General features: G+C 46.5%; 18 protein-coding genes and 1 tRNA gene. 6 read left to right on the top strand and 13 right to left on the bottom strand.

Annotation, left to right across the window (positions count from 1 at the left end):
* Nucleotides 1-22 precede the first annotated feature (22 nt).
* From pth to L0B52_RS06225, 6 genes are all read right to left on the bottom strand, one after another.
* Nucleotides 23-586, bottom strand: a complete 564-nt coding sequence (gene pth, locus L0B52_RS06250; RefSeq protein ID WP_235065466.1) for an aminoacyl-tRNA hydrolase — start codon at nt 584-586, stop codon at nt 23-25.
* Between the two features lie 10 nt (nt 587-596).
* Nucleotides 597-1,277, bottom strand: coding sequence for a 50S ribosomal protein L25/general stress protein Ctc (locus L0B52_RS06245; protein WP_235063873.1), 681 nt, complete (start codon nt 1,275-1,277; stop codon nt 597-599).
* A 64-nt stretch (nt 1,278-1,341) separates the two neighbouring features.
* Nucleotides 1,342-2,280 (bottom strand): ribose-phosphate pyrophosphokinase, encoded by a 939-nt coding sequence (locus tag L0B52_RS06240; protein ID WP_235063872.1) that lies wholly within the window; start codon nt 2,278-2,280, stop codon nt 1,342-1,344.
* Between the two features lie 46 nt (nt 2,281-2,326).
* A tRNA-Gln gene (locus L0B52_RS06235) sits at nt 2,327-2,402 on the bottom strand.
* A 140-nt stretch (nt 2,403-2,542) separates the two neighbouring features.
* Nucleotides 2,543-3,079: a lipoprotein insertase outer membrane protein LolB gene (locus L0B52_RS06230; protein WP_235063871.1), complete on the bottom strand. Its 537-nt coding sequence runs from the start codon at nt 3,077-3,079 to the stop codon at nt 2,543-2,545.
* 13 nt (nt 3,080-3,092) lie between these two features.
* Nucleotides 3,093-4,781, bottom strand: coding sequence for a tetratricopeptide repeat protein (locus L0B52_RS06225; RefSeq protein WP_235063870.1), 1,689 nt, complete (start codon nt 4,779-4,781; stop codon nt 3,093-3,095).
* A gap of 62 nt (nt 4,782-4,843) precedes the next feature.
* Between L0B52_RS06225 and hemA the strand changes: the two genes are divergently transcribed.
* The 4 genes from hemA to prmC are packed head-to-tail and all read left to right on the top strand — an operon-like array spanning nt 4,844 to nt 8,048.
* Nucleotides 4,844-5,968 carry a glutamyl-tRNA reductase gene (hemA, locus tag L0B52_RS06220; RefSeq protein WP_235063869.1) on the top strand — a complete coding sequence of 375 codons (1,125 nt, stop codon included), beginning with the start codon at nt 4,844-4,846 and terminating at the stop codon, nt 5,966-5,968.
* On the top strand, nt 5,899-6,138 hold the full coding sequence (locus L0B52_RS06215) for a hypothetical protein (protein ID WP_235063868.1): 240 nt from the start codon (nt 5,899-5,901) through the stop codon (nt 6,136-6,138). The genes hemA and L0B52_RS06215 overlap by 70 nt, the downstream gene beginning before the upstream one ends.
* Before the next feature lie 9 nt (nt 6,139-6,147).
* On the top strand, nt 6,148-7,227 hold the full coding sequence (gene prfA, locus L0B52_RS06210; RefSeq protein WP_260088244.1) for a peptide chain release factor 1: 1,080 nt from the start codon (nt 6,148-6,150) through the stop codon (nt 7,225-7,227).
* Nucleotides 7,224-8,048, top strand: a complete 825-nt coding sequence (prmC, locus tag L0B52_RS06205; RefSeq protein ID WP_235063867.1) for a peptide chain release factor N(5)-glutamine methyltransferase — start codon at nt 7,224-7,226, stop codon at nt 8,046-8,048. The genes prfA and prmC overlap by 4 nt, the downstream gene beginning before the upstream one ends.
* An 18-nt stretch (nt 8,049-8,066) precedes the next feature.
* On the opposite strand, the gene L0B52_RS06200 is transcribed toward prmC, so the two are convergent.
* From L0B52_RS06200 to L0B52_RS06170, 7 genes are all read right to left on the bottom strand, one after another.
* Complete coding sequence (locus L0B52_RS06200) at nt 8,067-8,447, bottom strand: hypothetical protein (protein WP_235063866.1); 381 nt, start codon at nt 8,445-8,447, stop codon at nt 8,067-8,069.
* Between the two features lie 3 nt (nt 8,448-8,450).
* Nucleotides 8,451-9,080 carry a SatD family protein gene (locus L0B52_RS06195; RefSeq protein ID WP_235063865.1) on the bottom strand — a complete coding sequence of 210 codons (630 nt, stop codon included), beginning with the start codon at nt 9,078-9,080 and terminating at the stop codon, nt 8,451-8,453.
* A gap of 128 nt (nt 9,081-9,208) precedes the next feature.
* Nucleotides 9,209-11,062: an MFS transporter gene (locus L0B52_RS06190; RefSeq protein ID WP_235063864.1), complete on the bottom strand. Its 1,854-nt coding sequence runs from the start codon at nt 11,060-11,062 to the stop codon at nt 9,209-9,211.
* Nucleotides 11,062-12,171: a DNA polymerase III subunit beta gene (dnaN, locus tag L0B52_RS06185; RefSeq protein ID WP_235063863.1), complete on the bottom strand. Its 1,110-nt coding sequence runs from the start codon at nt 12,169-12,171 to the stop codon at nt 11,062-11,064. The genes L0B52_RS06190 and dnaN overlap by 1 nt, the downstream gene beginning before the upstream one ends.
* Nucleotides 12,172-12,376: 205 nt before the next feature.
* Entirely contained in the window at nt 12,377-13,681 is a 1,305-nt protein-coding gene (gene dnaA, locus L0B52_RS06180) for a chromosomal replication initiator protein DnaA (protein ID WP_235063862.1), read from the bottom strand.
* Nucleotides 13,678-14,133, bottom strand: coding sequence for a low molecular weight protein-tyrosine-phosphatase (locus L0B52_RS06175; protein WP_235063861.1), 456 nt, complete (start codon nt 14,131-14,133; stop codon nt 13,678-13,680). The genes dnaA and L0B52_RS06175 overlap by 4 nt, the downstream gene beginning before the upstream one ends.
* The gene (locus tag L0B52_RS06170) at nt 14,130-15,983 is read right to left on the bottom strand and encodes a sodium:proton antiporter (protein ID WP_235063860.1); all 1,854 of its coding nucleotides are present in this window, start codon (nt 15,981-15,983) and stop codon (nt 14,130-14,132) included. Before L0B52_RS06170 ends, L0B52_RS06175 begins: the two co-directional genes overlap by 4 nt.
* Before the next feature lie 547 nt (nt 15,984-16,530).
* Here L0B52_RS06170 and L0B52_RS06165 point away from each other — a divergent pair.
* On the top strand, nt 16,531-17,847 hold the full coding sequence (locus L0B52_RS06165; protein WP_235063859.1) for a Na+/H+ antiporter family protein: 1,317 nt from the start codon (nt 16,531-16,533) through the stop codon (nt 17,845-17,847).
* A gap of 171 nt (nt 17,848-18,018) precedes the next feature.
* Nucleotides 18,019-18,726 carry a DUF4198 domain-containing protein gene (locus L0B52_RS06160; protein ID WP_235063858.1) on the top strand — a complete coding sequence of 236 codons (708 nt, stop codon included), beginning with the start codon at nt 18,019-18,021 and terminating at the stop codon, nt 18,724-18,726.
* The last annotated feature ends 220 nt before the right edge of the window (nt 18,727-18,946 follow it).

Raw genomic sequence — 18,946 nt, 5'->3', positions numbered from 1 at the left:
AAAGATGTTGTGCTGAAAAATTTTAGCGTGTGTGTAAGCGGTTCATCGCTTTTTCAGCACCTTCGCTCACCAGAACGGGTAACACATCAATCGCCGCATCAATCGCGCGGTCAATCTCAATGCGTTGTTCTTTGCCCGGTGGTTTAAGCACATAGTTAATCACTTCACTGCGATCACCTGGGTGATCAATCCCTATACGTAGACGATAAAAGTCTTTGCTATCAAGCGCTTTGATGATATCACGCAAGCCATTATGCCCACCGTGTCCACCGCCAAGTTTGAGTTTGACGCTACCAGCAGGTAAATCGAGCTCATCATGAACCACGAGGATTTCTTCCGGGGTAAGATCATAAAATCGGGCAATCGCAGCCAGCGATTGACCACTACGGTTCATAAACGTTTGTGGCTTTAATAAATGCAGCGGTTGTGACTTCACAAACACTTTTGCGTATTGGCCAAAAAATTTAGCTTCTTCGCGCCAAGCGCTGTCACAATTTAAGGCATCTAATAGCCAAAAACCCGCATTATGGCGGGTTTTGGCGTAGCGGTCTCCGGGGTTGCCGAGACCAACGATGAGCTTAATCATCGCTTGAGGCTTATGCTTCGTCGTTCTCGTTGGCGTCATCTTCGCCTTCTGCCGCATCTTCTGCGTCATCAGCTTCAATGCCGTCTTCTGAAACGTCTTCTTCAGCACGTTGTGGGTAAACCACTTGCGCCACAGCAGTTTCTTCAAGCTCTTCTTCCTGAACCAGACGGACGCCTTCTGGCATAACCAGATCACTTAAGTGAATGACGGTACCCATTTCAACCTCACCCATATCCACTTCAATGTATTCAGGTAAGTGACGCGGACGACAAACGATATCCACTGAGTTGAGGTAGTGCGAAATAATCCCGCCTTCGTCTTTAACCCCAGGGGCAGTTTCTTCGTTGATGAAGTGCAATTGTACGGTTGCATAAAGCTCTTGACCGCGAACAATGCGCTGGAAATCGAAGTGTTGGAACAACGGCTTAAATACATGATGCTGGACATCACGCACGAGGATTTCTTGATCATCCTGTCCGTCGATTTTCAAATTAATGATTTGTGAATAAAAGCTGTCATGCTTGGCGTTTTTCACCAATTCATCTTGCTTAACAGCGATCGACAAAGGCTCACCTTCGCCACCATAGACAATAGCCGGAACCCATCCTTCACGACGCAGGCGGCGGCTCGCACCTTTCCCATTGTCCTGACGGATCATACCGTGCAGTTCATATTTATAGTCTTGAGACATTTTTCTCTCCAGTTAACAAAAAAGAGCGCTTGCGACCAGCGCTCCACAAAAATCGCCGTTGGTTTTAATCAACAAACAGCGATGAAATCGATTCTTCAACGTGAATACGGCGAATACTTTCGGCAACCAGGCCGGCAATCGACAGCACACGAATTTTCTCACACTTTTTCGCGTCTTCACGCAGTGGAATAGAGTCAGCAACTACCAACTCATCAAGTCCTGAGTTTTTCACATTATTGACCGCATTACCGGATAATACCGCATGCGTACAATACGCGGTGACTGTTTTCGCGCCACGCTCTTTAAGCGCAGATGCCGCATTACCCAAGGTACCAGCGGTATCGACGATATCATCAACAATCACGCAGTTACAGCCGCTGATATCATCACCAATAATATTCATCACTTCTGATTCGTTTGGCCGTGGGCGACGTTTATCAATAATCGCTAATTTAGCATCAACCCGCTTAGCAGTTGCACGAGCACGAAGTACGCCACCGATATCTGGTGAAACAACCACTAAGTTATCATGGTTTTGCGATAAAATATCGTTTAAGAAGATTGGGGTTGCGTAAATATTATCCACGGGGAAATCAAAAAACCCTTGGATTTGATCAGCGTGTAAATCAAGCGTCATCACACGATCAATACCGACGCTGGCGATCATATTCGCGACCACTTTAGCCGAAATCGGCACACGCGCTGAACGCGGGCGACGGTCCTGTCGTGAATAGCCATAATATGGCATGACTGCGGTAATACGGTTCGCTGACGAACGACGTAACGCATCGCTGAGCACCAAAAGCTCCATGATGCTGTCGTTGGTTGGTGTACAGGTCGGCTGGATGATAAAAACATCCTTACCGCGTACATTCTCATTAATTTCTACTTGTACTTCGCCATCAGAAAATTGATTGACGGAAGCATTGCCTAATGGCAAACCTAAATGTTGAACGATTTGACGAGCAAGCTGCGGATTAGCGTTACCCGTGAAGACGGTCATACTGCCTCGTGACACGGCATTCACCTTAATAATCTTCTTAAGAAAATGGCTGGGGTGGAAGGATTCGAACCTACGCATGCCAGGATCAAAACCTGGTGCCTTAACCACTTGGCTACACCCCAAATGAACATTTTTACCCGAAATTTATCGGGAAAGCGCGTATTATACGGATATTTTCTGCGCTAGCAACCTTAAAAAGCAATTTTTTATTTCGTTAGGGTGTCAATGGGTTCATTGAGCACCATTTAGCCTGTGCTACAGGCTATAAAGAACGCATCTCATCAATCAATAATCGTACCCGATAATCTTCACGCGTCATATCCAAACGACGGTAATAACTCCCACGCCAATCGCTGACCCGGACCTGCCAACCCGCTTCCCGCCACTCTGTCTGTGTTTTTTCCTCACGCAGCCAAGTTGCAACATCAGCCAGCGGCAGCGGTAGGCCTAAGCGCGAAGTCAGTTCATCAACGCTTAACCACTGTTCTTCTTGTCCTTCGCGTACCCGTACCTGATCGCCTTGATAATCGAGCTGCAGCTGCGCCTGTCCGCTGGGGTCAAATAGCGTGAGGGATTCATCTGCATCCAAGTGGCGCCAGAAAAATGCCGCATTCACCGCGCGCGGTTCACAAGCTTGATACTCACGACAAAACGGGTATTTGAGCGCCATTCGGCCATCTGCTGACCATTGTGCGGTGCTGATCTGCTCATTGATCGGTGCGGTGCTCACACAGCTCAAAGCCAGCATCGCCAGCGCCAACACAGCATAGTGGTGCTTTTTCCGGAAAAAAGTCATCATAGTTGATACCCCTTTAGGGACTATTAACGCTAAATTCATAACGTGCACCGAGTGATTCGAGTTTTTGCGGCTCTTTCGCTGCGCCATATTCATAGCGATAGACTTCTTCGGCCAAATCGCGTTTGTCTGTGGCCATCAAAACGTCAATATAATGCGAGACGATATCGGTACTGCGATACCCAGCATAAGCTCGACGTAACCAAATTAGTGCCTCTTCAGGCTTGCCTTGCTGGTATAACAGCCAGCCGTAGCTGTCTTGAATCGCTGGCGAGTCAACGTATTGCGCGATCGCCTGTTTGATCATTTGTGCGGCTTCTTCTTGGCGGTCGGTTTGGGTAAGCAGCAAGTAGCCATAAGCATTGAGCGCATCGATATTAGCCGCATCTAAGCTCAGTATTTGCCGGTAATACGCCTCAGCGGCAACGGTATTGTGCTGTGCGCTTTCATGTTTGGCTAAAGCGTACAGCACATCGACTTGATCGCCATAACGTGCTTTGGCCTCAGCAAGCAATTGATCGCCTTCAGCCCAAAGCGCTAAGCGATCAAGCTGATTCGCCTCAAGCAAATACATCTCCAACGCATAATCAGGAAATTCTTGACGCAGCGCAGCAAAACGCTTCTGCGCCCGCTCAATATTGCCTGCTTGAAACACATTTAGAGCAATTTGCTGTAACGCTAGTAGGCGTAACACCGAGTTTTCCGGTACTTGCGCTAATAAAGCCACCGAAGTCGCCATATCATTCGCGTTACCATAAACCTGTGCGGCACTAAATAAATATTGATCGTAACCGAGCAAGCCCTCATCTAGCAAAGCACGGTATTCCGGCAACGCTTTTGCCACCTCACCGCGTTGACCGTAAAGCCAGGCGAGTAGCTGACGCAGCTCGACTGACTCCGGATTGACAACCCGCCAGCGTTCAGCCAAGGCAATCGCTTCCGGCCACTGATAATGGGCAACCAACATATCAATATAAGCAGATAAGAGGTATTCATCATCGGGGTTTTTCGCCAACAAGTTGTCCATAATCTCGCTCGCGCGGCTAAGTTGCCCGATACTCGCTAACGATTTAGCCTGCATTTGTAAAAGTTGTGGCCAATCGTCTTCAAGCGCTAAAGCCTGGTTAAACGCAGCGATCGTTTCAGCGATTTTGCCTTGCTCTTTGGCCATAATGCCAATGTAATAATAAAGGTAGGCATTATCTGGATAACGTTTTGAAAGACGTTGTAACAAAGCAAGTCGCGCATCACTATCGGGCAGTTCGGTAAGATAGCGCGATAATTGCGCAACATGATGTGGCGTATCATCAAGATTAAAAATCAGGCAAATTTCGTCAAATGCCTCGTCAACCTGTTTGCTGGCCAGTAAGACTTGTACCAGCGACCAATGCGCGGATAAATCCTCATCAAAGGTTGCCACCCACGAACGCGCGGTGCTCTCTGCCTGCTGATAATTGAGCACATCCATCGCTAAATTGAAGGTATATTGAAAGCTTTCGTATTGTTTACTGTCGGCCGAAACGCGCGCCATGGTGTCCATTGCCGCTTGGTAATTACCACGTTGGTCGTCAAATTCCGCGGTTAACACATCATATAATCGCTGCGCGTCTTTATCCCATGGCGCATTATCAGCATAGGCTTGCGCCGACGTCTGCCCTAACACAACGCCAAGTATGAGCCACGATGGATAACGAAATGCCGACAAAATATCCCCTAAACCTTAAAAGCCAGCGTAAAATGCCTTAGAATAACACGATATTTTTTATCATGATGGCAAACTTGGCTGACAATCATTCACAATCAAACACGCTTTACGCCTATGGCATTAGCCATCAAACGGCGTCGGTCGCGCTGCGCGAGCGTCTGGCGTTTACCCAGCAGGAGGGCGAAGCGCTCTTAAGTGCCGCGCGCCGTTTGCTTGATGTTAATGAATTGATTTTGGTTTCGACGTGTAACCGCACCGAACTATACGCCACTGCCAGCAAACCACCAGCCTTTAGTCGCGTGCTCGCTGAGCTCAAAGGCCTGGATCCGCAAGAACTCGCGCAAAGTACTTTTATCTACCAACAGCGCGAAGCCATCCATCACCTGTTTCGCGTTGCCTGTGGGCTGGACTCATTAATTTTAGGTGAGCCACAAATCCTCGGCCAACTCAAAGATGCGTATCGTCTGGGTAAGCGCTCAGGTTCGGTGGGTTCGATCCTAGACCGTCTGTTTCAACAAAGCTTTGCGATTGCCAAACAAGTTCGCCACAACACCGCGATTGGTGAAAACCCCGTATCCGTAGCTTATGCCGGGGTTAAGCTAACCCGACAATTCTTTGACGATCACCAGCGGCGCAGTGCTTTAGTCATTGGCGCTGGTGATACAGGACAACTCACCGCAAAATACTTACGTGATGCCGGTATTGGACATCTAATCATTGCCAACCGCACCCTGCAAAATGCACAAATGTTGGCTGAAGAAACCGGCGGTTATGCAATCTCTTTGACGCAGCTCTCTGACCACCTGCACGAAGCGGACATGATTTTTGGCACCGCACGCGCAGATTATGCACTCATCACTCGCGATCACGCCAAGCAGGCGATGAAAAAACGCCGCAATAACCTGCAAGTGTACGTCGATTTAGCGTTGCCACGGAATTTTGATAGCGACATCAATACGCTTTCTCAAGCCTTTACTTACGGTATCGACGACCTCGAGCAAATCATCGATGACAATATGAGTGCGCGTAAAACCGCTGCTGGTGAAGCTGAGGTGATGATCCATCTCTACAGCGATGATTTCCTCGGCTGGCTGCACTCAAGCCCCAGCAACAAATCGTGCGGCGAATTCGCGAAAACGCCAACGATCTGCGCTTACAGCTGTTACAAGATGCGTATCGCCGCCTAGCCCATGGTGATGATCCAGCGATTGTCCTCGAACAAATGAGCTATAAATTAACCAATAAGCTGCTCCATAACCCCAGCGAACTGATCAACGCTATTCCGCCAGATCATAAAGACTGGCTTGCCATTGTCGCCGATACCTTTAACGTCGATAACAACCATTCCAACTCATAACCATTATTCATGCACGCCACGATTCTTGCCAAACTCGACACCATTGCTGAGCGCTTAGAAGAGCTCAATGCGCTACTCGCTGACCCGGAAACCGCCGCTAACCCCGATAAATTACGCGTCTATGGTCAGGAACACGCACAACTCACACCAGTTGTGCAAAATATCCATGAGCGCTCACGTATTCTGCGTGAGCTTGAAGATCTTGAGGATATGGAAAATGATCCCGAGATGGCTGAACTCGCCAAAAGTGAGCGCGAAACGCTTGAACAAGGCCTAATCGCCTGCGAAGCACAGCTGCAGCGGCAAATGATCCCCAAAGATCCACTCGATGAAGCCAATGTGTATTTAGAAATTCGCGCCGGTACCGGTGGTGATGAAGCTGCAATCTTTGCTGGCGATTTATGGCGTATGTACGCCAAATTCGCCGAGAGCAAACGCTGGCAGATCGATATCTTATCCGATAACGCGGGCGAACACGGTGGCTATAAAGAAATCATTGCACGCATCAGCGGTAACCAGGTGTATTCGACCTTAAAATTCGAATCCGGCGCCCACCGCGTGCAGCGCGTTCCGGAAACCGAATCCGGCGGACGTATCCACACTTCAGCCGCCACCGTTGCTGTGCTACCCGAAGGTGAAGACGTGCAAGCCATTGAGATTAATCCGGCGGATTTACGCGTTGATACCTATCGCGCATCAGGCGCTGGCGGGCAGCACATCAACAAAACCGATTCCGCCATCCGTATCACGCATCTACCCAGTGGTGTGGTGGTTGAATGCCAGGAAGAACGTTCACAGCATAAAAACCGCGCTAAAGCGATGAGCCTCCTACAAGCGCGCCTGCTCGATGCCCAACGACAAAGTGCGCAAGCCGAACAGGCTGCTGAGCGTAAAAGCCTGGTCGGTAGTGGCGATCGATCCGAGCGCATCCGCACCTATAATTATCCGCAAGGGCGTGTTACCGACCACCGCATTAACCTCACCCTGTATCAGCTTGATGAGATACTCGAAGGAGCGTTAGATGCGATTATCGAACCTCTGCAACAAGAGCAGGAAACCAATGCCTTGCTCGATTTGCAAAACGCATGACCCTCAACCAATGGTTGATTGCCGCCTGTGGCAAAATCGACAGCGATGAGGCGATGGTTGAGGCACGCTGGTTACTTGCTTATGTGACCGGCCTCAACCCAACCCAACAGCGCATTCACGATCCTGAGCTGAGTACCAGCCAACAGCAACACTTAAATCAATTGCTCGCTCGACGATTAAACGGCGAACCCTTGGCTTATTTGGTCGAACACCAGCCATTTTATACCTTAGATCTAGCGGTCAATCAACACACGCTCATTCCACGCGCCGATAGCGAATGTCTACTCGAAACCACGCTTGGCTGTTTGAAAGGTTGTCCCACACCATTAGTTGCTGATTTAGGCACCGGTAGCGGCGCCTTAGCGCTCGCTGTGGCACAAACCCGACCCGATGCACAGGTCATCGCCAGCGACCGCAGTTTAGAAGCCCTGCGCGTAGCCAATATAAATGCAGTGCGCCACCAAATAACGAATGTGGCTTTTATACTGGGCGATTGGCTTGAGCCATTGGCTGATAGTGCCTTCGATGTGATTATGAGTAACCCGCCTTATATTGCCGATGATGACCCACACCTCACATCACTTAGCTACGAACCTTATAGCGCGTTGGTTGCCGCAGAACAAGGCTATGCCGATTTGAAGCATTTAATTGATCACGCTGCGCGCGCGCTCAAACCTGGCGGCTGGTTATTACTCGAACACGGTTTCGAGCAAGCAGCAAAGCTGCGCGAATTGGCGCAAAACCGTGCGCTTTGGCAACAAATTAGCACCGTACAAGACCACGGTGGACGCGACCGCGTTACCCTGATGCAGCGCAGCTAAATACTGTGACAGAATAGATTAACTGACTAAAGAAATAACGTATTTGGCGATAAAAGCGACCATTAAACTGGCGGTAAAATTAACCATCGTGCCGACCAAAAAGAAGCCGGCATTGCGTTTAATATCTTCCTGTCGCACCAGGTTTTTCGCCGCAAAAATCAACGCCAAACCAGTAATGGCGTCGCTAAGCACTAACGTCACAATAATTAAGTTTTCACATTTGCCAATAATATAGCCATTGCGAATGATTTGTTGATCCTTTTGATCGATATCGCCATCACGATTAACATCAACGCTTGTCGAAGATGGGTGATTGTTTGTAGAAACGAGCGTTTTGATTAAATAATTGCTTAATTGCCAAGCAATTACATAAGCACAGAGCATAATGAATAAAGCCATCAATCATCCCCCATTATTTAAAGCAATCAGACGCAATAAATCCGCTTGGCAGGTGTGAATGAGGCGCATATTTGATGCGATCATCAATTTTGACACATATTGTTGGGTGATCCCTAAGGCTTCAGCAATCTCTTTTTGTTTGCATCCCTTTAGGTGATACGCATTGGTTGCCCACGCCTGCACTGACCAGTCTTTTCTTAGCGCAAAGATCAGATTAATCATACCTTCTATCGCTAAACCCAGCGCTTCATCCGTACAGTGAATAGAAAAATGTTTGCCGGTTTTTTTGAGCTGATTAATGCAGCGATTAGCCACCAATAGGGCATCACCATGAAGCTCGTTAAAATTATCAGCCTTAGCCTGATTAATTTCACCACAAACAATCACCACCCGAACCTCAACCGGTGCAAGTAACCCTTGTAAGCGCTGAACCAGCGTCACAGCATCCGCTAAATCGTTAACCACGGCGCCAAAACCGTCTCCGGCAACTATAGAAAAGGGCATCGTAAAAGCAGACGCGTAGCGTTGATTGAGCTGATCAAGCGCAGAAGATAGCTTATCGACCCATATTAAAGGTTCTTTCTTAGAACCAATAATATCGCCTTGTATCAGTATCGATGGGGTGTGATTCATAACTTCTTAAAACAACCATTAAGGTTGTTAATATTAAAAACACCTGTTTTGGTTGTCAATAAATATTGACCTATTTTAATCGATGAGCCCTATAAAAGCGAATGTGATTAACGACTTACTGTACGTTTTTAATGCGTTTGCTCAGCTAATAATGCCGCAACACGGTTTTGCATCTCTGCCGCTGAGGTGGTTGCGGGTAACGGCTCAGCGATGGTTAGCGGAATTTTTGCCATCCATTTACGCGGCAAGCTACGGAATAATCCATTATGACGACTGAAAAAACAGCCCCATAGATTCCCAAGCGCCATCGGCACAATTGGCACCGGATCGCGGGCAAGCATGCGTTCGATACCTTCACGAAACGGCTGCAAGCTGCCATCAGGGGTAATTTTACCCTCAGGAAAAATACCCACTAATTCGCCATTTTCTAACGCTTCATGCACGGTTTCCATCGCTTGCTGATACGTTTTTTCACATTCATGTCTTGGTGCCACAGGGATCGCACGAGCGGTTTTAAACAGCCATTTAAGCACTGGTACGTGGAAGATTTTATGATACATCACAAAGCGAATTGGTCGACGGCTCACCGCCATTAAAATCAGCGGATCAAGATAGGTCACATGATTGCAAATCACAAACGCTGACCCTTCTTGAGGAATATTATCGCGCCCACTGTCCCGTAAACGATACATCAGGGTGCAAATCGTGATCACGATCAAACGGAAAATAAACTCCGGCACTATGGTGAAGATATACGCACACACCAATAAATGCACCACTAATAGGATGCTAAATAGGGTTTGGAACGACCAACCAATCACGCTGAGAATTAATAGGGAAAATACGCTGATGATCACTAAAAACAGCGCATTGAGAATATTATTCGCAGCGATTGTTTGCGATTTGCGACCAGTTTCAGCACGCGCTTGAATTAAGGCATACAGCGGTACAACATAGAGCCCACCTGCAAAGGCTAAACAGAAAAATGACAAGCTCGCTGAAATAAACGCGCCTTCACGAACAAACTCAGCAAAACCATAAAGCGTTTTGGTTTGCGTCTGATCAATCGCAATCACGCCTGCCAAACCCAGCGCAAGTAAAAAACCACCAAAAGGCACCAACCCTGGCTCGATTCGCCCATGGGAAAAAAAATGCGCTGCCAAAGAACCTATGCCAATACCTAAAGAAAAAAGCACCAATAAATAGGTGGTCACCGATGGATCACCACCAAGAACGTCCCGGCTATATTGCGGAATTTGCGTTAACAGCGCACCACCGAGCAACCAAAACCAGGATATCGCTAAAATACTTTGTAATATAATTTTTTCTTTAGCGGTTTCTTTGAGCAAATCACGGGTTTGCTGCCAGGGTTTAAACGGCGGTAGCTCTATTTTAGCGCTTCCTTTATTGCCCTTAGGAATGAACCAGGCGGCAAACAGTCCTATGAACGCTGTGAGGCACATAGTGGCAAATAACAGCCATTGCATCGCCTCTAAACTGACTAGATACGCGCCAAGTAAGGTTCCGGCAAGAATAGCGAGAAATGTGCCCGCCTCAACCAGACCATTACCTAACATCAGCTCATCTTCACGCAGACGCTCAGGCAAAATTCCGTATTTAATCGGTCCAAAAAAGGTTGATTGCAGGCCTAAGAGACATAACACCAACAGCATCATCCAAACTTGTTCGCTGATAAAGCTCATGACGCCAAGGCCCATAATCAGCACTTCCAGCCATTTAATTTTGACGATTAAGCCTTGTTTTTCAAAACGATCGGCAATCAACCCCGACCAGGCTGAAAATAAAAACATCGGCGCTATAAACAGCGCCATCGCTAAGTTTGAATATAAGCTCAGTTCACGGCTCGAGGAAACGGTGAGGGTTAAATAAACCAACAACGCGTTTTTAAACAGGTTGTCGTTAAATGCCCCACCAAATTGGGTGATAAAAAAAGGAAAAAACCGCCGTGAAGATAAGAGCATTAATTACCCATTGGCATAATCACATAGCGTACTTGCGGGTCTTCCTCGCTAGTAATCAAGCAGGCGCTTTCACCACTGCTGATATGCATGAGAATATTTTCTCCTTCAATATGGCTTAAGGCTTCGATTAAATAATTGATGTTAAAGGTGGTTTCTAACAGCTCAAAGCGGTTGTTAATTACATCAAGGGTCTCATTAGAGGTTTCATTATCTTGGTTTCGCGCTGCCAGTCGTAATACATGCTCATCAAAGGTGAGACGAATACCATCATGACGATCAACCAACAAGACTTTTGCCCGTTGTAAGGCTTCGATAAACACTTCACGCGCGATAATAATCGGTTGCTCTTGTTTGTCAGGAATCGCATTTTCATAATCTGGATAATTGCCTTCAACCAGGTTGGTAGTAAAGGTATAGTTGGCTAAATGCAGGGTTAATTGCCGTTGACTGATACCAAGACTCAGGCTTTGATCAAAACGACCGGTTAATTTCGCTAATTCATTAACTGCTTTTTTCGGCAAAATAATACCGTGTTCGCTTTGTTCGCTATTTTCGGTTTGCGCACCCGCACAAGAAAGTCGGTGTCCGTTAGTCGAAACCGCGTGAATGCGGTTGCTTTCACCCAAAGTATGCAAATACAGGCCGTTCAAATAATAGCGTACATCTTGAGTGGCCATTGAAAAACGCACTTTCTGCATCGCTTCATGTAGCGTCATACTATTAATCTGAATGCTGTAGTCACTGTCGCTGACTTCTAATACTGGGAAGTCCATCGACGGTAAGGTGACTAGGTTGAGCTGGCTGTTGCCAGCGCGAATAACGAATTGTGCTTCGTTAAGCTGACAATCAATAAACACACCATTAGGCATGCTCTTAACCACGTCAGCAAATTTACCCGCAGGAACGGTAATAGACCCTTCTTCACGAATTTCAGCGGCGATATTGGCTTTTAAGGTGACCTCGGTGTCAGTTCCTGTTAGATAAAGTGCGCCATCTTTTGCTTCGATTAACACATGGGTGATGATGACCGAAGGGGATTTGCGTTCGACAATGCCATTGATGTCATTCAGCGCATCAAGCAACGTTTCTTTCACAATCCTAAATTTCATAAATACCTCTTTTTATATCTCGTCTTCGCCGTAAGTCTTGTGGATGAGTGGATAAGTGTATCAACTGCTTATTTTACTAGAAAAAATGGGTTTAGCGTGATTGGATGAACTTGTGCACAGTGTGTGGATAAAAAGGGATAACTCAATGGTTTTTTTTATCCCATAATTGTCCACAACTTATCCTAGGTTTATCCCAGGGTTGTGCTCATCCGGTAATCGACATCCGTAACCCTCTATATTCTTCATTAAAATCAGAATCTTCTTTACATAACTGTTGAATCTTTTTATACGCGTGCATTGCTGTGGTGTGGTCGCGGCCACCAAAAGCCTGGCCAATCTCTGGATAAGAATGTCGTGTCAAATCTTTTGCTAATGCCATCGCAATTTGTCGTGGTCGGGTAATCGATGCCTTACGGCTTTTTGAGTGCAGCTCGTCGATGCTCACCCGGTAAAACTGCGCCACCAGCTTTTGGATGTTATCCAAGCTGATTTGTTTGTTTTGTGCGTTAATCAGATCATTGAGCGCTTCGCGGCTTAATTCAATGGTCGGTGTTGCTTGGCGGAATTCACACAAGGCAAATACACGGCGCAGTGCGCCTTCTAATTCACGAACGTTAGACACCACATGACTGGCAATAAAAAACGCCACTTCATCAGAAAGCGACAGATTAATATTGCGTGCTTTGGTTTGTAAAATCGCCACTCGGGTTTCCAGCTCTGGAGGAATAACCGAAACCGCCAAACCCGAACCAAAGCGCGATTTTAAGCGATCTTCCAAGCCTTCAATTTCTTTAGGGTAGCGGTCGCAAGTGAGAATAATTTGTCGTTTATTATCAAATAAACTATTGAAGGTGTGAAAAAATTCCGCCTGAGAACGGTCTTTGCCGCCTAAAAATTGCACATCATCGATCAATAAGGCATCGACGTTGCGGTATTGATCGGCAAAATCACGCATATTTTTACTTTTATCGTTAATCGCGCGAATAAAGTCGTTCACAAAGGTTTCAGCGGTTAAATACATCACCCGGCTATTACCACGCGCGCGCAAAGCATTGCCGGCCGCGTGCATCAGGTGGGATTTACCTAAACCGGTACCACCATAAATGAGCAGCGGATTGTAATCGAGGTATCCCTCACCGACACGTTGTGCCGCAGCGTACGCCTGGTCGTTAGACGGGCCAGGGACGAAATTATGGAATTGGTAATCTGCGTTAAGGTTGCTTTGAAACGCTTTACGCGCCGGTTTCTTTTTGCGCGGTAAAAACATATCCCGTTCTTCATACTGGATGTCGAACTGATGGATAGAAAATTTTTTTAGCGCCTCGCTAATAAAAGGTAAATATCTATTTTCAATGGTTTTTTTTGCAAATTTATTGGTTACAAAAATCGTCCATTGTTGATTTTCGTATTGCAATTCCTGGGCACGCAACAGCGTAATAGCTTCATTGTCTAAGATCGCCGATAAATTTGCGATAATGCTTTGCCAAATAGATTCGCCGTCTTGATTCATAATGCTTTTAAATACGTATCTAATGAAGTGTAGAGTTGTTGGTAAACTCGCTCAAATCCATCATCGCCCCCATAATAAGGATCGATCACATCTTGATCGAATAAATGCGGATGATAATGGAGCATTTTAACCACTTTTTCTCGCTGTGTGTCATCTTCAGCCAGCGCTATGATGCGCGCATAATTATGTTCATCAGCCACCATAATCTGATCAAAAGACTGAAAATCGTCAGCTGAAAACGCGCGAGCGCGTAACTTACTAATATTATGACCATGTTTGGCCATGGTTTCCTGGGCACGACGATCAGGGGCTTCACCGACATGATAATCATGGGTTCCGGCAGAATCTACCTGTGTATTTTTGACGTCGTATTGATTGATTAAATCGCGGGCGATTCCTTCAGCCATCGGCGAACGACAAATATTGCCCATACAGACCATCAGTATCTTCATGAGTTATCCTTGTTCGTTTGGGTATCTTCAGCGCGGCGACGTCCATTTTTCTCTTGTCGCTTGGCAATTTTTTCCACTTCCTTTTCTTTGGAAAAAGGCAGCATAAAAATGACTTTCCAGCCTTTATCTAATTTAAAGTTTGCCTGTGAGGAAAATAAATGGATTTTTTTCGTCGGCGATATAGCAAACAGCATCACCGCTTTAGGATTTTCAGCGAGCAGCTGATCAAAGCCATAGCTTTCGCTGATATTGGTACTGCGTGTTTGTGCGCCACCGCTGACCATCATGGTCAGTTCACTATAGGTATATTCAGGCGAAAATAACCATGCGCTATCCCACTCTTGATAGGTATTATTGCGCTGGTTGTCGTTTCTGCGCGAAGAAACTTTGATGCGATACACTCGATGATGACCAAACTCACTACGATAGCGCAGGGTCGCCAGCATATTTTGCTCATCGCGTTGGTGAAGCGCTAAAAGATGACCGTAGCCAACCAGACTGAGATGACGATCCGCATGCTCTGAAACCAGATCACCATAATACACGCTCATCCCTTCCATGCGCGCTTTGGCCGTTTGATCATAGCTTGAGCTGGCTAACATCACATCAAAGCCGTTTTCTTTAATCGCTTTGCCAAGAAGTAAGGAAAAAGGGTTAATCCCGGAGATTAAAACCCCGTTCGGGTTGGGATCAGCGACTTTAAGCCAATTGGCTAGTGGTTTCGCGGTTAAGCTTTGTACCATCACCGTACCGATAATAATCGTGAACACCAAAGGTACTAACACATCATGGCCATCAATCTCGCCAAGCTTAAGGACAAACAGCGATGAAACAGCGGCGGCGACAATCCCACGCGGGGCAATCCAGCTGATCAAGAGCTTTTCATTGGTCGATAAATTCGATCCTAAGGCGGAAACCCAGACTGATAACGGTCGGGCAACAAACATAATGATGAGTAAGATTAACACCCCTTTCCAGCCCATTAGTTGGAACCCATCGAAGTTAATACGCGCGGCAAGGATAATAAAAAGCATCGAAATAATGATGATCGATAAGCTTTCTTTGAAGTCTAAAATATCGTCAGTGGGTACGTTTTTCATATTCGCTAAAGCCATACCCATAACCGTTACAGTGAGCAGTCCAGATTCTTCAATCAGCGCGTTCGATAGGGCGAAAATGAGTAACACTAAAGCCAGGGTGAAAACGTTATGCAAATATTTCGGCACCCAATGCTTTCTCAATAGCTGGGCAAGCACATAGGCGCTCAAGCTACCTAACAGCAGCCCTAAAACAATGGTTTTGGCAAAGATAAGCGGTGAATGACCGGCGATGATGTATTCATAAACCAAAACCACCAACAAAGCACCGATGGGGTCAATCACCACGCCTTCCCAACGCAAAATATTGCTGATGTTTTTATTAGGACGAACGCTACGCAGCAGCGGCACAATCACCGTTGGCCCGGTGACGCACACCAGCGCGCCAAAAAGCAGCGCCAATCCGAAGCTCATGTCCATAATCCACAAGGCAGCGACGGTTGCGATGGCAATCGTGATTAACACACCCACAGTCACGAGGTTGGTCACGACGCGACCATGGCTTTTAATTTCCTGGAAGTTCAGGGTGAGCGCGCCCTCAAAAAGGATGATCGCGACCCCAAGCGAAATCAGCGGAAATAACCATTCGCCTAAAACTTCATCAGGGTTAAATAGCTGCAGGGTTGGACCGAGTATGATGCCCATCAGCAGCAGATAAATAATGGCTGGCTTTTTCGTGGACCAGCCAAGCCACTGCGCAGCAATCCCTAAAGCCAACAAAGAAGACAACATTAAAGCGGGTTCGTTGAGCATCGTACGTCTATTTTTACCGATTAGAAAAAAGAAAGCAGTTTAGCATAATCGTTGGTTTACTTGCGGTTTTGCCAAACAAAGATCGGGGCATAAAAAAACAGCGCTGACGCGCTGTTAGGAGATGGAGGATTGTTTGTATTTTTTTAGTATTATTGCGCATGCGCAATTGTGTCACTTGCCATTGGCGGACATTATAGACATCAAATTTATTTTATGCAACCATAAAATCGAATAAAAACAATATAGTATGTTTCTGGTACTGATTAAATAAAAGCATAATGAAATAAGCGCTTGACAAGCATATTAGGAATAATTATCATTACAGTCGATGGAGCGCGAAAGCAATCTGTCACATTGCCTCATGATGATTTGCCCCAAGCCGTGCTTGGGGCTTTTTTTATCTGACTAATAGAACAATACCAAAAAAAGCCCGGTCGCTTTTTTCTCTAGCCAGCCAGCTACGGCATCTTTTTAAGAAAAACAAAAGATTGACAACAGGTGGCCAGTTCATTACCTTCCCTTTTTTTATGGATTGTGAGAGAAGCTTATGAATGCGATTGTGCTCGCTGTGTTGCTGATGGTTGGCTTGAGTGTGGCTCGGGTATCAGTGGTCTTTGCGTTGATTGTCGCCGCGGTAGCTGGTGGCCTATATGCTGGTATGCCGATTGAAGAGATTGTTGAGGCATTCAACAATGGCCTTGGTGATGGGGCAACGATGGCTTTAGCTTATGCCGCATTAGGTGCCTTTGCTGTGATTCTTGCGCGTACCGGGATTACCCAAAAGCTCGCAGACATCTTACTCAAACGTATCGATGGGAGCAGCAAGCGCCTTGGCTTGATGGTGTTGATATATGGCGGTTTGATTATTGCCGGGATTTTTTCGCAAACACTGATTCCGGTGCATATTGCCTTTATTCCTATTTTAATCCCACCATTGTTGCATGTGCTTAATCGTCTTCAATTAGACCGCCGTGCGGTGGCGTGTGCGATTACCTTTGCGATAACGACCACCTATTTTACTTTACCGGTTGGTTTTGGCAGTATTTTTCTTAACGATGTTTTGATTGGCCAAATCAACAGTTCGGGGATGGATGTCGATCGCTCTATCGCCGCACCAGCGATGTTGGTTCCGGCAGCAGGCATGGTTTGCGGGCTATTGTTTGCGCTTTTTTTGAGCTATCGCAAACCGCGCCAATACGCCGAACAAGCGATCAGCGGTGAACGTAAGGCACAAAATAGTGCTTTAAAACCTTGGCAAATTGCGATGATTGTACTGGCGATTTTATTAGCGCTGGGGGCGCAGCTTTACACCGGGTCGATGATTTTTGGTGGTGTGGTTGGCTTTGCCTGTGTAGCGGCAACCGGGGTCATTCGTTGGCATGAGCAAAATGATGTCTTTTTACAAGGCATGCATTTAATGGCGATGGTGGGATTTATTATGATCGCGGCAACCGGCTTCGCTTCGGTGATGAAAGCGAGCGGGGAAATACCGGCTTTAGTGGAAGCATCATTAGCGATTATTGGTGATAATCGCGCGTTTGCTGCGCTGATTATGCTGGTGATTGGTCTGTTTATCACTATGGGTATTGGTTCGTCCTTTTCGACAGTGCCGATTATCGCGACAATTTATGTGCCGCTGTGTTTACAGTTTGGTTTTTCACCAATGGCGACTGTGGCGTTGGTTGGTTCTGCGGCGGCGTTAGGCGATGCCGGTTCGCCGGCGTCCGATTCTACGCTTGGCCCAACCTCGGGGCTCAACGCGGACGGTCAGCATGATCATATTCGTGATACGGTGATCCCTACCTTCCTCCATTTTAATATTCCACTGATATTTAGCGGCTGGATCGGCGCTATGGTGTTATAAAAAAACCATTTTTTATCAAAGAATAGCCGCATATAAAACAGAGCCCAGCAGAAAAAAGTTAACAAAAAGATAGTATTTTCGATAAATAATCGTGTTGATAAAACTTATTTATCAACATAGAATGCGTTTTGTTTTCAATTAGAAAACACTCTTAACCATCGAGGATTATCTATGAAAAAAATACTGTTATCGGCATTTTTGTTGACTAGTGGCGCGGCGCTTGCGCATGGCGTATGGGTTGCACCACACTATGGCGAGTTAGGGATTGTTTATGGGATGGGCGCTATTGACGACCAGTACAGCCCAGAGAAAGTCCAGAAAGTCATGGCTTATGATGCGAACTTCCAACCCGTTAGCGTTGAAGTTGTTGGCCAAGGTAACCACAGTGCGGTGAACCCTGCAGAAGATGCTGCGGTGATTACCGCATCTTTCAATAATGGTTATTGGGAGAAAGGTGAGACGGTTAAATGGCAGGCAGTCGATAAAGCGGCAATCAGCAACCCAGCCGATACCTCGACTTCGCTCAAATACAACATTAGCCTGATGAAGCCTTACCAGGGTGAGATGGTGCCTTTTGACTTACCGGTACAAGTTATCCCTGAGACCGATCCATCAACGCTTGCCCAAGGCGATAGCCTCACGGTAACGGTTTATGTTGATGGCGAGCCACAAGCAGATGTGCCGGTAACCGCGGATTATGTCGGTGATGCGAAAAACCAACAAAAAACCAATGCGGAAGGACAAGTTACCCTGACCGTGCGTAACGCCGGACTCAATGTTGTGACTGCACTGGTAAATCATCCGACACCTGATGATGAATACGCGCATCTTCAGCGTAGCGTGGCGACATTATCATTTAAAAGCGCTGCCAAGCACTAAACAGCCGCTTTAGAGTCAATAAAGAGCCACCGCAAGGTGGCTCAAACGTTTGTTTAATCAAACAGTTAAGCCAGATAATTCATAATAATTGTCATTCTTAACAATCACTTAAATAGTCGCACAGCGTTAGTGCTGAGCGACAGAAAAAAGCGCACGCTTATTGCATAAAGCTACACTGCCATATAATATGGGTCGTCTATGATTATATGGAACGGAAGCT

The organism is Suttonella sp. R2A3, from assembly GCF_021513215.1.
GTDB lineage: Bacteria > Pseudomonadota > Gammaproteobacteria > Cardiobacteriales > Cardiobacteriaceae > JAHUUI01.
Note: the sequence above shows the minus strand (reverse complement) of the source record. Positions and strands in the feature narration are given on the sequence as shown.

Coding starts and splice junctions, on each gene's coding strand:
- L0B52_RS06175 (WP_235063861.1), bottom strand. CDS start 14,133: ATGAAGATACTGATGGTCTGTATGGGCAATATTTGTCGTTCGCCGATG.
- L0B52_RS06230 (WP_235063871.1), bottom strand. CDS start 3,079: ATGATGACTTTTTTCCGGAAAAAGCACCACTATGCTGTGTTGGCGCTG.
- dnaA (WP_235063862.1), bottom strand. CDS start 13,681: ATGAATCAAGACGGCGAATCTATTTGGCAAAGCATTATCGCAAATTTA.
- L0B52_RS06240 (WP_235063872.1), bottom strand. CDS start 2,280: ATGACCGTCTTCACGGGTAACGCTAATCCGCAGCTTGCTCGTCAAATC.
- L0B52_RS06195 (WP_235063865.1), bottom strand. CDS start 9,080: ATGAATCACACCCCATCGATACTGATACAAGGCGATATTATTGGTTCT.
- L0B52_RS06165 (WP_235063859.1), top strand. CDS start 16,531: ATGAATGCGATTGTGCTCGCTGTGTTGCTGATGGTTGGCTTGAGTGTG.
- L0B52_RS06245 (WP_235063873.1), bottom strand. CDS start 1,277: ATGTCTCAAGACTATAAATATGAACTGCACGGTATGATCCGTCAGGAC.
- L0B52_RS06160 (WP_235063858.1), top strand. CDS start 18,019: ATGAAAAAAATACTGTTATCGGCATTTTTGTTGACTAGTGGCGCGGCG.
- L0B52_RS06200 (WP_235063866.1), bottom strand. CDS start 8,447: ATGGCTTTATTCATTATGCTCTGTGCTTATGTAATTGCTTGGCAATTA.
- L0B52_RS06170 (WP_235063860.1), bottom strand. CDS start 15,983: ATGCTCAACGAACCCGCTTTAATGTTGTCTTCTTTGTTGGCTTTAGGG.
- hemA (WP_235063869.1), top strand. CDS start 4,844: ATGATGGCAAACTTGGCTGACAATCATTCACAATCAAACACGCTTTAC.
- prmC (WP_235063867.1), top strand. CDS start 7,224: ATGACCCTCAACCAATGGTTGATTGCCGCCTGTGGCAAAATCGACAGC.
- L0B52_RS06190 (WP_235063864.1), bottom strand. CDS start 11,062: ATGCTCTTATCTTCACGGCGGTTTTTTCCTTTTTTTATCACCCAATTT.
- prfA (WP_260088244.1), top strand. CDS start 6,148: ATGCACGCCACGATTCTTGCCAAACTCGACACCATTGCTGAGCGCTTA.
- dnaN (WP_235063863.1), bottom strand. CDS start 12,171: ATGAAATTTAGGATTGTGAAAGAAACGTTGCTTGATGCGCTGAATGAC.
- pth (WP_235065466.1), bottom strand. CDS start 586: ATGATTAAGCTCATCGTTGGTCTCGGCAACCCCGGAGACCGCTACGCC.